The 14,799-nt window shown below is 72.0% G+C and carries 13 protein-coding genes; all 13 read left to right on the forward strand.

The annotated features are described in order from the left end of the window. Positions 1–12: 12 nt before the first annotated feature. The 13 genes from ABZV42_RS33695 to ABZV42_RS33755 all read left to right on the forward strand — a co-directional run bounded on the left by ABZV42_RS33695 (position 13) and on the right by ABZV42_RS33755 (position 14,574). The gene (locus ABZV42_RS33695; RefSeq protein WP_355984160.1) at positions 13–903 is read left to right on the forward strand and encodes an alpha/beta fold hydrolase; all 891 of its coding nucleotides are present in this window, start codon (positions 13–15) and stop codon (positions 901–903) included. Then, positions 896–2,098: an enolase C-terminal domain-like protein gene (locus tag ABZV42_RS33700; protein ID WP_355984161.1), complete on the forward strand. Its 1,203-nt coding sequence runs from the start codon at positions 896–898 to the stop codon at positions 2,096–2,098. The genes ABZV42_RS33695 and ABZV42_RS33700 overlap by 8 nt, the downstream gene beginning before the upstream one ends. Positions 2,099–2,167: 69 nt before the next feature. After that, entirely contained in the window at positions 2,168–3,091 is a 924-nt protein-coding gene (locus ABZV42_RS33705; RefSeq protein WP_356055209.1) for an FAH family protein, read from the forward strand. Continuing rightward, positions 3,088–4,788 (forward strand): hypothetical protein, encoded by a 1,701-nt coding sequence (locus tag ABZV42_RS33710; RefSeq protein ID WP_356055211.1) that lies wholly within the window; start codon positions 3,088–3,090, stop codon positions 4,786–4,788. The genes ABZV42_RS33705 and ABZV42_RS33710 overlap by 4 nt, the downstream gene beginning before the upstream one ends. A 211-nt stretch (positions 4,789–4,999) precedes the next feature. Beyond that, on the forward strand, positions 5,000–6,181 hold the full coding sequence (locus ABZV42_RS33715; RefSeq protein WP_355984164.1) for a transposase: 1,182 nt from the start codon (positions 5,000–5,002) through the stop codon (positions 6,179–6,181). Then, positions 6,181–7,482 (forward strand): MFS transporter, encoded by a 1,302-nt coding sequence (locus tag ABZV42_RS33720; protein ID WP_356055213.1) that lies wholly within the window; start codon positions 6,181–6,183, stop codon positions 7,480–7,482. The genes ABZV42_RS33715 and ABZV42_RS33720 overlap by 1 nt, the downstream gene beginning before the upstream one ends. Continuing rightward, a complete protein-coding gene (locus ABZV42_RS33725) occupies positions 7,479–8,234 on the forward strand; it encodes an SDR family NAD(P)-dependent oxidoreductase (RefSeq protein WP_356055215.1) in 756 nt (251 codons plus the stop codon). Before ABZV42_RS33720 ends, ABZV42_RS33725 begins: the two co-directional genes overlap by 4 nt. Positions 8,235–8,344: 110 nt before the next feature. Then, positions 8,345–8,638 (forward strand): YciI family protein, encoded by a 294-nt coding sequence (locus ABZV42_RS33730; protein WP_355984167.1) that lies wholly within the window; start codon positions 8,345–8,347, stop codon positions 8,636–8,638. Positions 8,639–8,640: 2 nt separating this feature from the next. Beyond that, positions 8,641–9,993 carry a PLP-dependent aminotransferase family protein gene (locus tag ABZV42_RS33735; protein ID WP_355984168.1) on the forward strand — a complete coding sequence of 451 codons (1,353 nt, stop codon included), beginning with the start codon at positions 8,641–8,643 and terminating at the stop codon, positions 9,991–9,993. A 253-nt stretch (positions 9,994–10,246) separates the two neighbouring features. Next, positions 10,247–11,530, forward strand: coding sequence for an ATP-grasp domain-containing protein (locus ABZV42_RS33740; RefSeq protein WP_356055217.1), 1,284 nt, complete (start codon positions 10,247–10,249; stop codon positions 11,528–11,530). Positions 11,531–11,657: 127 nt separating this feature from the next. Next, entirely contained in the window at positions 11,658–12,773 is a 1,116-nt protein-coding gene (locus tag ABZV42_RS33745) for an LLM class flavin-dependent oxidoreductase (protein WP_356055219.1), read from the forward strand. A 282-nt stretch (positions 12,774–13,055) separates the two neighbouring features. Further along, positions 13,056–13,529, forward strand: a complete 474-nt coding sequence (locus tag ABZV42_RS33750; RefSeq protein ID WP_355984171.1) for a flavin reductase family protein — start codon at positions 13,056–13,058, stop codon at positions 13,527–13,529. Between the two features lie 52 nt (positions 13,530–13,581). Continuing rightward, a complete protein-coding gene (locus ABZV42_RS33755; protein WP_356055222.1) occupies positions 13,582–14,574 on the forward strand; it encodes a ScbA/BarX family gamma-butyrolactone biosynthesis protein in 993 nt (330 codons plus the stop codon). Positions 14,575–14,799 lie beyond the last annotated feature (225 nt).

Genomic DNA, 14,799 nt, shown 5'->3' on the forward strand with positions numbered 1-14,799 from the left:
GAGAACAACGAGATGATCGAGACCAAGAGGCCCCCGCAGAACACCCGTCGCGAGATAATCGACCTGCCGTCCGGCGGCGTCGACCTCGCCCTGCATCTGTGGCGGCCCCAGCACCCCCAACGGGTCAAGGGCGCCGTCTTCTACTTCCACGGCCTTCAGAGCCACGCGGGCTGGATGTGGGAGGTCGGCCCCCGCTTCGCCGACAACGACATCGCCTTCTTCGTCCTCGACCGGCGCGGCAGCGGGATCAGCCCCGGCGAACGCGGGGACCTGCCCGAAGCCGAGACGCTGCTCGGTGACTACATCGCCGCGCTGGCCCGGGTGCGGGAGCTGATCGGCGACGACGTGCCGCTGTCGCTCTTCGGCCACTGCCTGGGCGGCTCCTTCATGGCGGCCCTCATGCACCACCCGGACTTCACCACCCGCTACGACGCCGCCGTGTTCTGCTCCTCCTGGCTGGGGCGGATGCACGCCACGCTCGGCGAGGACGAACTGCGGGCGCTGGCCGCCGAGACCGGCACCGAGCCGTGGGACGCGGGCCTGAGGTCGGCGGACTTCACCGACGACCCCAAGTACCGGCAGTTCATCGACCACGACGACCTCGCCGTACGCCTGATCACCCGCCGCTCGCGGGCCACCCTGCTCGAGCTCGAACGGCGCTACCTGGAACCGGGCACCCGGGCGCTCCCGGCGGTCCCGGCCACCTTCGTGTCGGGCATGAGCGACCCCATCGTCGATCTCGACAGCGCCCACCAGGTGTTCGCCGCGCTGGCACCGGACCGCGGAACCATCATGAAACTGCCCTCCGACAAGCACTATCTCTTCTTCACCGGCGTCAGCGCGGACCTGGTCGACTGGACCTCGACCCACGCCCTGCTCCAGGGGCTCGACCGCAATGGCTGAGGCGGCCGTGCTCCACCGGGTGCGCCAGCCGATGCACACCCGCTTCGACCACCCCGCGGCGCGCCGCGCCGCCTCCGACAGTCTGGTTCTGCGGCTCGTCTGCGAGGGCGACAGCGGCATCGGCGAGTGCGCGCCCCGGACGTATGTGACCGGCGAGAGCAGCGAGTCCGTCCTCGACGCGCTGCGCCGGACCCCGCTGGACCGGGTGTTCGCCCTCCTGCGCGGCGAGCCGCCGGCCGAACTCCTGGAGCGGATACGGAGTGAGGGCTTCGCGGGGGTCTTCGGGATCACCGGCGGGAACAACCTCCTGTGCCTGCTGGAGACCGCGGTCCTGGACCTGCTCGGCCGACGGCTGGGGCTCGGCGCGGCGGAGCTGATCGGCGCCGGACCGGCCACGGGAGGAGCGGCCCCCGCGGCCGCGCTGCCCGTCTCGCAGGTGCTGGATCTGAGCATCACGGCCGAGGAGTTCCTGGCCACCCGCGGCCCGTTCCACTTCGTCAAGATCAAGGCGTCCGAGGACATCGAGCGCGACGCCCGCAGCGTCCGGGAGGTGCGCGCGCACGTGGGTGACGGCGTGCCGGTCATGGTCGACGCGAACATGAGCTGGAGCGAGGACACCGCGCTCCCCCACGCATGGCGGCTGCGGGACGCCGGGGCGGACTACGTCGAGGAGCCGCTGCCCAAGGGTTCCTGGGCCGCTCTGAGTGACCTGCGCCGCCGGGCGGGGCTGAAGATCATGCTGGACGAGTCCCTGTGCACGCCCGAGGACGCCCGGACGGCGGTCGAGGCGGGGGCCTGCGACGCCTTCAACATCCGGGTCGCGAAGAACGGCGGCCCGCTGCGCGCGGCCCGACTCGTCGAACACGCCCGCCGGCACGGCATCGCGTTCCAGATCGGCGTCCAGGTGGCCGAGGTCGGCCCGCTGATCAACGCGGGCCGGGCACTGGCCTTCTGCCACCGCGACGCGCTGACCGTCGAGGCGGGCCAGAGCGACCGCTTCTTCCCCGAGATGATCGTCTCGCCGCGCCCGGTCGTCGACCGCCGCGCCAACACCCTCTCGCCCGCGCCGGGTTCCGGCTTCGGCATGCGGCTGAACGACGCGGCCGCGTCGTGGGCCGTGCTCACCCTCCCCGAGGAGAACGGCTCCTGGCGGCCCGTGGCCGCCCCGCGTCCCGCCGCCCGCGACTCCCTCTGACATCCGGACCCGACATCCGTACGCCATCCCTGCCCTGACATCCGTACGACATCCAAGGAGACCTCTGCCATGAACGTGTTCTTCGAATGCGCCTACCGAGGTGAACGCCACTTCGGCCTCGACCTGCCCGCCGACGGCGAGGCCGTCCGTATCCACCCGGTCCGCCCCGGCGAGGATCTGGGCGCCTCGGTCGTCGCCGCGGTGGCGGCGGCGGGCGGCGACGGCCCCGCGCTGCGGGCGGCACTGGCCGCGGGCCGCCCGGAGCTGATCGTCCCCGCCACCGGGCTCGACGGCCTCGTACTGCGGCCCCCATTGCTGCCCGCGTCCCTCGGGGACGCGATGGTCAGCGGTTTCATGCAGACCCACAACGTGAAGGTCGACGCCGCCACGCAGACGCAGCCCAACTGGTTCGTCAAGGGCCTCGGGGAGGTCCTGAAGGTCTCCGGCGAACCGCTGTCCGTACCGCCGGGCGCCGTAGCACTGTGCGAGGAGGCCGAAGTGGTGCTGGTGTACGTCACCGACGAGGACGGCAGCCCGCGCTACGCCGGCTACACCTTCGGCAACGACCTCACCGACATCGGCCGGTTCCGGCGCCACGCCGGGCATCTGTCGTACGCGAAGCTCTGCGACGCCGGGGTGGCGCCCTGGCTGTTCCTGGACGAGCCGCCCCGGTCGGTGACCGGCCGGGTCACGATCGAGCGGGACGGCGCGCGCGTCTGGGAGGGCGAGTTCGCCACCGGGACCAAGGCGCTGCACTTCGGTCTTGAGGACATGATGTCCGGGCTGTTCTCCCACGGGGCACTGCTGCACCCGGGCCGGGTGCACTACGTGTACCTCGGCGCCGATCGCAGCAGTTTCCACGGAGGGTTCGCGATGGCCGACCGGGACCGCGTCACGCTCGACTTCGACAGTCACGGGATCAGCCTGACGAACACGGTCTCATGGCCCGGCCCGCAGGCGACGCGGCCTGTCGCGGGACGAGTGGCGGGATGACGCCGGCCGGGGTGCTGCGCAGGCTCAGCGGCACCGAGGCGGCCTGCGCCTGGCGCCACGGGCTGACGGGCGGGCAGACCCAGGCCGCGACCCGCCTGACGGTGGCCGCCGTGTTCTCCCCGGCGTACGTGGAAGCGGCGGTGACGCGGTGGGCGCGGGGGTTTCGCGCGCTGTCCCTGCGGATCGTGGAGGAGGGAGGGAGCCTGTGGTTCCGCGAGGTCCCCGGACTCACGCCGGACCAGCTCCGCCAGGAGATGTGCACGGCGGCCGTCCCCGGTCCCGGCCACGAGGGCATCGGGGACGGGGACGCCGCGGCCCGGGCCGGGGGCGTCCTGACGGCCGGGGGTCCGCTGTGGCGGCTGGGGGTCGGCCACGATCCGGCCGCCGCCGCGACGCATCTGCTGCTGACCTGTCACCCGGCGTTGTGCGACGGCCCGTCCACGGCACGGCTGCTGCGGGCGCTGCTTGACGCCCTGCTCGGACCGGGCCCGGCCGGCTGCGGCAGGCCGGGCTACCGGCAGGAACCGGCCCCCGACGCGGATGAGTTGACGTACCGGCCACCGCCACCACCACACCCACACCCGTACCCGCACTCGCACTCGCACTCGCACTCGCACCCGATCACGGACCAGGGGCCCTTGGGGCCGGGACCCGTCCCGGCCCCAAGGGCCCCTCTCGCGCACCGCGCGGCGGGGCAGACAGCCAGAGGAGCAGGCCCGGGAACAGGTCAAGGAGCAGTCCCGAGTGCGGCGGGCACGGTGGCGGCGCCCGGCGGTGCGGGGAGCGTGGCACCGGTGTCGCTGACCGCGCGGGAGAGCGCGCGCCTGACGACGTGGTGTCGGCGCCACCGCATCACCGCGGGTCAGTTCTTCGCGGCGGCGCTGGCCGACTCGTGCGCGCGGGCGGCGGGCCAGGAGGAGGTGGCGCTGCTGACGGAGGTCTCGCTGCGGCGACGGTACGCGGAGAGTGTGCGGGTGTCCGAGGTGGGCTGCTTCGTCAACGTCGTAGGGGCGACCGTGCGGGCCGGCGACGGGGGCGAGCTGGCGGACCACGCCCGCGCGTACGGCCTTGCGGTGCGGGCCGCCGACGCCGCCTGGCGCCCGGCCCGGCAGGACCATGCCCGTATCCGGCGCGCGGTGGAGGACGAGACGGCGGACTCGGCCGACGGCGGACTCGGCTTCCGGGTCACGCAAGAGGGCTGCGCCGACACCGCGCTCGGCCACCACGCGGCCCTGGTGACCCGGTTCACGACCACCCCATACACGGCCGTCCCGTACACGGCCGTCCCGTACACGGCCGTCCCGTACACGGCCGTCCCGTACACGGCCGTCCCGTACACGGCCGTCCCGTACACAGCCATCCCGTACGGGAACACCCTCTACGGGACCGCGACCCCGTACGGAACGCCCACCCCGTACGGAACGCCCCCGCACGAGACCGCTCACATGACGGGCGGCCACGAGACCGCGACCGCGTGCGGCATCTCCTACGGAGCGGCCGCGCAGCTGACGGCCCCCCGACGGCTCGGTGTCCTGCACCTGTCCCGCTTCAAGGGGGCCCTCACGCTGTCGTTGGGGATGCCCTGCCCCTCGGAGACGACACCGGCGCGGGTGGCGTCGGGCGCCGGGGTCGGTGGGCTCACCGCGTCGCAGCTCGCGGCGGAGCTCACCGCGCGCGCCCTGGACCTCGTCGCCTGACCGCCGTGCACCGCCGTGCACCAACTCCGCGCCCTCTCTACGTATTCGCAGGTCAGGCCGTGTTCATCGGCTGGGCGCGGGGACGGACTTCGCTAAGTATCCGGCAGTCCTCACCCCGGAGTCGAAAACAAAGCGATCGTTCTCTATTCTTTCTGTTGTGGCGCCGCTCAAGGGGCCGGGACCAGCAGGACCACCGGGAGGGACACGAGCGATGGCGACGAAGCCGAACACGCGGGCACGGGCATCGGTCTCCGCGTTCACGCAGGAGCTCTTCGGGCGGCTGCCCCGGGCCGACCAACGTCGGTGGGCCCACGCCTACATGGAGGGGCTCCTGACCACGCCGGGCAAGAAGACGGTGCGGCGCCTCGCGGCCACCGTGTCGGACTCGTGCACGGCCCCGCAGTCTCTGCACCAGTTCATCAACGCCAGCCCGTGGGCGTGGGAGCCCGTACGCGCCGAGCTGACCCGGTGGGTACAGCGGCACACCGCACCCCGCGCCTGGACCATCGGCCTGGCCGTGGTCCCCAAGCGGGGCGACCGGTCCTGCGGCGTGCACCGCCGCTTCGTGCCCCAGGCCGGCCGCACCCTCAACTGCCAGGTCGGCGTGGGCGCCTTCCTGTCCACGGACACCGAGGACGTGCCCGTCGACTGGCGCCTGCTGCTGCCCGACCAGTGGTCCAACGACCCGGCGCTGCGCCGGCGGGCCCGCATCCCCGAGGGCAACGGACCCCACTCGGCCGAGGCGCAGACCCTCGACCTGGTCGGGAGCCTGCCGGACGGCGGGCAGCTCGCCGAGGTTCCGGTGGTCGCCGACCTGGACGGCTACGCGGACACGGGGGAGATCGTGCGCGCACTGAGCTCCCGTGGACGCCACTTCGTCGTCGCGGTACCCGCCGCCCTGCCGGTGCTGGCGGCGCCGACCCGTCAGGACCGACCCGGCGCCCCGACCGCCCTGACGGCCCGGCAGATCCTCACCCGCCGCGAAGCCGCGTCGCCGCACTCCGTGACGGTACGGACGCGACGGGGCGAGGAGCGCACGGCGCAGGTCCTGACCGGCCCGGTCCGGCTGCCGGAGCCGGAACCGGGTACGCCGCGCCCGTTACACGCCGCCGGGCAGCCGCCCACGTACCGCGTGTTCGCCGAGCGGGATCCGGACACCCGGCGCCTCGGGCGGACCTGGATCACCAGCTTGGTGAACCGGCCGCCGGGCGAACTGCTCGAACTCGCGGCCCTGCACGCCGGCACCGCCGACACCGTGCGGCAGTTGGAGGACGACTTCGGCCTGCGCGCCTTCGAAGGCCGGTCGTACCCCGGATGGCACCACCACATGACGCTGGTCTCCGCCGCCTTCGCGTACAGCAGTCTCACCACCACTCGAAGGGGCCCCAACTGATGGCGCTTCCCAAGGCGTTCTGGCTGCTCTGGTCAGGGCAGACCGTCAGCCGGCTGGGCATCCTCGCCCCGGCCTTCCTGATCCTCTTCCTGGAGCAGGACCATCTGGTCGACGCCGGCACCACACCGGTCATGGTCGGCCTGTTCGGGGCGGGCATCCTCGCCTCCGGGCTGGTCGGCGGCGCGGTGGCCGACATGATCGGGCCACGGCGCACGATCATCGCGGCCCAGCCGCTCGCGGCCGTGACAGCCCTGCTGTTCCTCGTGACCACCGATGTGTACGTGCTCGGTCTGCTCTCGCTGGCGACCGGGTTCCTGTCGGCGGTGGACCGGCCGGCCGGCGCCGGGCTGATCGCGAAGATCGTCCCGCCCGAGCAGTTCTCGAAGGCCTACAGCCTCTTCCTCGTCGGATTCAACGTCGGGATGTCGCTGAGCCCGGTCATCTCCGGATTCCTGCTCTCCTTCTACCCGCCCGCGCTCTTCATCGTCTGGGCCGCCGGCAGCGCCGTCTACGCGCTCCTCGTCTGGGCGCTGCCCGCCGACGAGATGCGCCCCGAGGAGCCCGGCGGGGGCGGGGCCTCGGCACTGCGACGCGCGGGCCGCAGCATCGCCGAGCCCTATCGCTCACCGGTCCTGGTCGCCTTCCTCGCCCTCGTCTTCCTGCTGGCCTGCGTCTACCTCCAGGTCAACTCGGCCCTGCCGCTGGACATGCGCCGCTCCGGGCTGAGCCCGGGAGACATCGGCATCGTGCTGGCGATCAACGCGGTGCTCTCCATCGCGCTGCTCCCCCTGGTGCCCCGGGCGGTGAAACGGCTGGGCGACGAGATGCCGCTGGTCCTCGCGGCCACGCTGATGGCCGTCGGCTTCGGCCTCAACGCCCTGGCGGACGACATCACCCTGTTCACCGCGGCGACCGTCGTCTGGACGCTCGGCGAGGTCCTGTGGGCGCCCATGTCGGCGACCTTCATCGCCGTCCGGGCCCCCGAGGGACGCGTCAGCACCTACCAGGGCTCCTACTTCTTCGCCTGGAACGCCGCCTTCGTCATCGGCGGCCCCATCGGGATCACCGTGGCGAACGCCTACGGATACCCGTTCCTGTGGATCTGCCTGCTCGTCGTCGGCCTCGGCGTCGCCGCCGGCTTCAAGTCCATGATCCGGATCCCCGGCTTCGCCGCCACCACCGCGCGGCAGCCGGCCCCCGCCGAGGCCGCGACGGCGCCGGGCGCGGCCTCCCGGCCCCGGCCCCATCACCCCGACCAGCTCCAGCCCCAACCTCAACCGCAACCCAGGGAATCGACATGACCGTACAGACCTCGCGCACCGCCCTCCTGATCGGCGCGGCGGGCGGAATCCTCCAGGACGTCGCGCGCGGCCTGGCCCGCGAGGGCCACGCCCTCGTCCTCTTCGACAAGAACGAGGAGGCCGTGAACCGCCTCGCCGCCGAACTCGCGCAGCGGACCAAGGTCGACGTGGTCGTCGGTGACATCACCGACATCCCCGCCGCACAGGCACAGCTCGCCGACATCGTCGACCGGCACGCCCCCTCCATCCTGGTCAACGGGGTGGGCGGCGACACCCGGGTCATCGGATACGCGGACCTGACCGAGGAGCACTTCGGCCAGGCCCACATGGAAAACGTTGTCAGCACGTTCGTCGCGATCAAGGCGTGTGCTCCGCGGATGGCGCAGGACGGCTACGGACGCATCGTCAACTTCGCCTCGGCCGGCGGCCGCACCTACAGCCACTTCAACAACGCCGCCTACGTCGGCGCCAAGGCCGCCGTGATCGGCATGACCAAGCAGATGGCCTACGAGCTCGCCCCCGACGGGGTCGTGGTCAACGTGGTCGCCCATGGCCCCATCGCGACCGAGCGGGTGGCCGGCGCCTGGGAGCGCCGCGACCCGGAGCAGAAGCGGGCGGTGCTCTCCAAGCTGCCGATGCAGCGCATGGGAACGGTCGCCGAGGCGGTCGGCAGCGTTCTGCACCTGTGCTCCGAGAGCGCGGGCTACTCCACCGGCGCGGTGATCGACGTCAACGGCGGCCTCTACATGTGAGGTCCGGCTGAACCAGAAAGACCGGCTGGACCCAGAAGTCCGGCTGGACCGAGAAAGCCCGCTGGTCCGAGCAGGCCGGCAGGAGCAGGAAGAGCGAAGAGGAAACAACCGTGGCGAAGTTCGTCGTCGAATTCGAGTACAGCGTGGACCGCGAGGGACGCCAGGGGCTGCACCCCGCGCACGCCGAGAACCTCCACCGCCTCGCCCGGAGCGGCGTGCTGCTCCTGGGCGGGCCGCTGGCCGACGAGAACGCCGGCCTGCTGCTCTACGAGGTCGAGGACCGGGCCGAACTCCAGAAGGTGCTGGACGCCGAGCCCTACGTACAGGGCGGGATCGTCGCCGGCACCCGTATCCGCCAGTGGTCGCCCGGCAAGGGCAGCTGGATCGCGGAAGGAAAGAAGTGACCATGAGCACCACGACATCGCCCGCGGCACCGGCGTCGGAAGCGGCGGACAGCGGCTGGATGACCCTGCGTCAGGAAGCGCTGCACGCCGCCATCGCCGATCCCGCGATGGACTCGATGCGGATCCTCAGCGAGACCGCCATGAAGTTCCCCGACGCCCTCTCCTTCTCCTCGGGAGCGCCGTACGACGGGAACCACGACCTGGCGGACCTCTCCTTCCACATCGACCGCTACGTCAAGCACCTGCTGGAGCGCGGCGTCCCGCAGCAGCGCGTCACGCGGATGCTGTTCCAGTACGGACCGGTGAACGGCTTCATCCAGGACGACGTGGCCCAGATGCTGCGCAAGGACGAGAACATCGACGTCCCCGCCGAGGCCATCATGATCACGCACGGCTTCCAGGAGGCCACGCTGGTCGCCCTGCGCGGGCTGTTCTCCGGTCCCGACGACGTCCTGCTGAGCGTCTCCCCGGCGTACGTCGGCATCCGCGGCGCGGCCCGGATGCTCGACATCCCCGTCGAGGGGGTCAGTGAGGGCCCCGACGGCCTGGACCCGGAGGCGGTGGCCGCGGCGGCGCGCGCCGTGCGGGCCGGGGGCAGGCGGCCGGTCGCGCTCTACCTCGTCCCCGACTTCTCCAACCCCTCCGGCACGGTGCTGCCGCTCGAGGCCCGCCGGCGCCTGCTGGAGGTGGCGGCCGAGGAGGACCTGGTCATCCTGGAGGACAACCCCTACGGGCTGTTCGCACGGGACGGCGAGGCGATGCCGACCCTGAAGTCGCTCGACACCGCGGGCCGTGTCGTCTACCTCGGTTCGTTCGCCAAGTCGGCCTTCCCCGGTGCCCGTCTGGGCTACCTCGTGGCCGACCAGCCGGTCACCGGCGCCGACGGAGCCACGCGCACGCTGGCACAGGAACTGTCCAGGGCCAAGGCCATGTTCAGCGTCGGATCGTCCTCCCTGTCCCAGGCCGTGGTCGGCGGCATCCTCGTCGAGAACGGCCACACCCTGCGCCCGGCGACCCGCGACCTGGCCGCCGTGTACCTGGAGCGGCTCCGGACCACGCTCGACTGCCTCGCCGAGCACTTCCCGCCCGAGCGGTACGCCGAGCACCAGGTGCGCTGGAACACCCCGCGCGGCGGCTTCTTCCTCACCGTGGAGGTGGGGTTCGAGGCCGGGCTGGCGGAGATGGAACGCTGCGCCCGCGACTACGGCGTCAGCTGGGCGCCGATGAGCATGTTCCACATCGACGGCGGCGGCGAGCGGCAGCTCCGGCTCGGCTTCAGCAACCTCGCGCCGGAGGCGATCCGCGAGGGCATCGCGCGCCTGGCCCGCTTCATTACTGAGTCAGCCCGCGCGTAGCACCCGTCGCACCGGCACGCCTCGCAGCCCCGCCGTGCCCGCACGCCTGGCAGTCCCCTCGTGCCGGCAGTCCCCTTGTGCCGGCGTGCGCCGAAAGCCCGGACGGCCTTGACGCCCCGGAGCACCCGCCCTGTGCCCGCACGCCTCGCAGTCCCCTTGTGCCCGCGTGCCCCGAAGCCCGGACGGCCTTGACGCCCCGGATCACTCCCCCGATGGACGAGCGACCACGAGTCGCGTCAGAAGAAGGACGAGCATGAGCCAGACCAGCAGTCAGCGGCCCACCGTCGTGGTGGTCGACGGCTACTCCGCCGGAAACTTCTACCCCGCGGCCTTCACCGAGACCGGTGCACGGGTCGTCCATGTGCAGAGCACCCCGGAACTCATCCCCTCGATGCTCGCGCCCGGCCTGTCGGCGTACGAGGAGAACATCGTCGAGGGCAACGAGAAGGCCCTGCTGGAGCGGCTCCGTCCGTACGCCCCGGCCTGTGTGGTCGCCGGCCAGGAGGGCGCCGTACCGCTGGCGGACCGTCTCAGCGAGGCGCTCGGGGTTCCGTCCAACGGCACCCGTCTCTCGGCGGCCCGCCGGGACAAGTACGAGATGATCGAGGCACTGCGGCGGGCCGGTGTGCGCTGCGCCGACCAGTTCAAGAGCGGCGACCCGCGGGAACTGGTCCGCTGGGCTGAGGACCGGGGCGTGTATCCGGTCGTCGTCAAGCCGCTCAGTTCGGCGGCCTCGGACGGTGTGTACATCTGCGGCAGCGCCGAAGAGGTGGCGGCCGCGGCCGCCACAGGGCTGGCCTCGCAGGACATCTTCGGCTCGGCCAACACCGAGATCCTCGTCCAGTCGTACCTCAAGGGCACCGAGTACATCGTCGACACGGTCAGCAGCGACGGCGAGCACTACGCCTGCGGTGTGTGGCAGTACGAGAAGACGCTCCTGCCCTCGGGCAAGAACATCTACAACCGGGACATCCTCCTGGCCCCGGACGCCGGTCCGGTGCCGGCCCTGGTGGCGTACGTACGCGAGGTGCTGGCCGCACTCGGCGTGCGCTGGGGGCCCGCGCACGCCGAGGTCATCATGACCGAACAGGGCCCGGCGCTGGTCGAGATCGGCACCCGGCTCAACGGCAACATCCACGCCGGCTTCCACGACGTGTGCCTGGGCCACAACCAGGCGGGGCTCGCCGCCCAGGCTTACGTACGGCCCGAGGAGTTCCGCCGGGAGTACGGCGGCCGTGTCTACGACCGCCTCCAGCCCGGCGTCGTCTACAACACCCCCACCGAGCAGGACGGTGTCGTCGACGCGGTCGACACCGTGGCGGTGGACGAGATCCGCTCCCTCGACAGCGTCTTCCTGGCCGGGCCGAAACTGGCTCCCGGCTCCCGGATCCGCCCCACCACCGATCTGCTGACGAGCTCCATGCGCGTCTATCTCACAGCGCGCGACGAGGCACAGCTCGACGCCGACTACGAAAAGGTCCGCGGTCTCAAGGACTCCGTGTACCGCGTCACCCCACTGCCTCACACGCAGCCGTAACCGCAGCCGCGCCCCGGGTCTTCCCACGCGTCTTCACCTCCACCCCCACATCCAGACCCACATCCACTTCCAGATCCAGATCCACTTCCACTTTCTGATCCGTCTTCATATTCCTCGGAGGAATGCTGTGCACAGCCGTATCGGTCTCTTCCTGTCCCCCGTCCACGAGACCGGCCAGGACCCCCACCTCGCCGTCCGCCGCAATCTCGACCTGGTCGAGCACGCGGACCGCCTGAACTTCGACGAGGCGTGGTTCGGTGAGCACCACACCCTCGGCTGGGGCCTGGTCGGCGCCCCCGAGACGATGATCGCCGCGGCCTCGCAGCGCACCAGCCAGATCAAGCTGGCCCACGGTGTCGTGCCGCTTTCGGGGCACCACCCCTTCCATGTCGCCAGCCGGGCCGTCCACCTCGACCACCTCAGCCGCGGCCGCTACATCCTCGGGGTCGGCCCCGGCGTGCCCTTCGACGCGAAGATGTTCGGTCTCGCGCCCGACGTGCAGCGCCAGCGTCTGGACGAGGCCCTGCCGACCGTCCTGGAGCTCGTCAACGGCGACTCCCGTATCACGCAGAAGACGGACTGGTACGAACTCCAGGACGCCAAGCTTCAGTTGCCCCGCTTCCAGCCCGACGGCATCGAGGTGGCCATGGCCACCAGCGGCACCTCCTCGTCCAGCCCGCGCCTGGTCGGCAAGTACGGCCTGAGCATGACGTCGTTCGCGCTGCCCTTCGCGCTGATGACGCCGGGCGCCCCGGACCACATAGGCCTGGCGCAGCAGTGGAAGTACGCGCAGGAGTCGGCGGACGAGCACGGTCGGACCCTGCGGCGTGAGGACTGGCGCATCGCGCTTCCGGTCCATGTCGCGGAGACGCGCGCCGAGGCGTTCGCCGATGTCCGTGAGGGCTACGACCGCTGGCTGTTCGAGTACTTCGGCAAGGCGGCCGGCCGCGAGGTCATCAGCCCGGACACCCCGCGCGAGCGGGCGCTCGAGGCCCGGGTGGAGGCCGGGGGCGCGCTCGTCGGTTCGGTCGAGGACGTCGTGCAGGGCATCCGGCGCATGCAGGAGGCCACCGGCGGTTTCGGCAAGCTCCTGGTCTACGTGGCCGACTGGACCTCGTACGAGAAGACCAACCGCAGCCTGGAGCTGCTGGCCCGTTATGTGTCCCCGCAGCTCACCGGTTCCGCGGCCCGTCCGCAGGAAGCGGTGGAGTGGGCCATCGCGAGCCGCGCCGGCGCCCGCTGAGCAGCGCTCGCGGCGCGGGGACGGGTCCACGCGGCGCCCGCAGGGCAGGTCTCACATGGCTCGACGCATACACGGCAGGCGCGGGGACGGGGCCGCGCGGCCCTCGCGGCGCGGGTCTCACACGGCGCGGGGGCGGCACGTCCCGCCCCCGCGCCGGCCCTGCCCCCCCCGTTTTCTCGTGTCCGTCCCTCGCCTACTTCTTCTTCGTCCGTTTCTTCTTCGCCTTCTTCGTCCGTCTTCTTCGTCCGTCGGCGCCTTGCCGGTATTTCAGCGGGAGAGCACATGCTGGAGCAGCGTTCGTTTCGCAACATCCTGGGCCGGTTCACCACCGGGGTCGTCCTGATCACCGCGCAGACCGAGACGGGCCCCGTGGGCATGGCCGTCAATTCCTTCACCTCCGTCTCCCTCGACCCGCCGCTGATCGCCCTGTGCGCGGCGTCCACGTCGACCACCTGGCCCGCGATCCGGGAGACGGGAAGCTTCGCCGTGACCATCCTGGGCGGGCAGCACGCGCAGTTGTGCCGGACCTTCGCCACCAAGGGCGCCGACCGCTTCGGCGGCGGCGAGTGGGACTTCACCCGGGCCGGGCACCCCATACCCGGGGACGGCCTGGGCTGGCTGGACTGCCGTATCACCGCCATCCACCAGGCCGGCGACCACGAACTGGTCATCGCCGACGCCGTCGAGGGCGCCGTCACCGACGGTGAGGGCCCGTTGGTCTTCCACGCCGGACGCTTCGCCGAACTGGTCGCCTGACCCGGGCCGCCGGCGCCCGCCCCACCACCGGCCACGAGAAGGGCAGACCCGCGTGTCTCTGACCGATCCCTCGCGCGCGTTCCTGGCACCGGACCACGGTCCCGGCCGGGGCGGGCTCTCCTACCTGCGTACCGCACCCCGCCACCTCGTCGACCGCAGCGCGATCGCCGACGTACTGATCACCGACTGGCAGCGGACCGGTGCCGACACCTTCTTCCTCGGCGCCCAGTGGCCCCGGGGTCACGCCTTCTACGCGCCGATCGCCGGTGCCTGGTACGACCCACTGCTGGCGGCCGAGTCGCTGAGACAGGCGTCCTTGCTGGTCGGCCAGACCTACTACGGGATTCCCCGCGGCCATCAGTGGGTCATCGGCGAACTGGACATCGAAGTCGTCCCGGCCGCGCTCCTCCTGGGCAGCCGGCCGGCCGAGATCCGGCTGGAGGTGGCCCGCTCCCCCGACCCGGGCGCGGCCCCGGGCGCCGGTGCGGGGGCCGCGACGGCGATGACCGTGGAGGCCGAACTGCTGCGTGACGACGACGCCTTCGTCGGGGCCGGCCGCATCAGCCTCGACATCCTCCCGCCCGCCGCGTACGCCCGGCTGCGCGGGGACCGTCTCGGTCCGCCTACGAGCCTGCCGCCGCTGCCCGAGGCCCTGCCGCCGCCCGTCGTGGGGCGCCTCGACGTACGGGACGTGGTGCTCGGCGTTCCGACCGCACGCTCCGGCCGGGGCGGCCACGTCTGGCAGTTGCGGGTCGACCCCAGTCACCCGGCGCTCTTCGACCACCCCGTCGACCACGTCCCCGCCATGCTGCTGCTGGAGGCCGCCCGCCAGGCCGCCCAGGCCGTCTGCGCCCCGTACCGGGTTCTGCCCGTCGAGGTGCGCAGCGCGTTCCACCGTCCCGTGGAGCTGGACATCGCGTGCGAGATCGCCGCGACCCCGCTCCCGCAGCAGGACGCGGCCGAGGACACCGCGGTCCGCGTGACCGCCTCCCAGAACGGAGTCCTGGTCTTCGACAGCCTGGTGGTCGCGGCCCTGTGCGACTGACAGGTGACGTCACCCGCGGGCGACGGTGACTCCACCGAGCAGGCCCCAGGCGTCGATGCGGACCGCAGGACCGGCACATCGCCTTTCCCAGTGCCTGGCGCACGCCGTTTCGCATGACAGGTGTCACGGAACCGTTCTGGGCGGGGGTGCCTCGGTAGGAAGCGAACGGCCTTCAGCGCGCGATCAGTTGGACCCGGCCGGGCGTGGGGTGCGACGGGGCGAAGT

It is taken from the genome of Streptomyces sp. NPDC005281 (genome assembly GCF_040607495.1).
GTDB lineage: Bacteria > Actinomycetota > Actinomycetes > Streptomycetales > Streptomycetaceae > Streptomyces.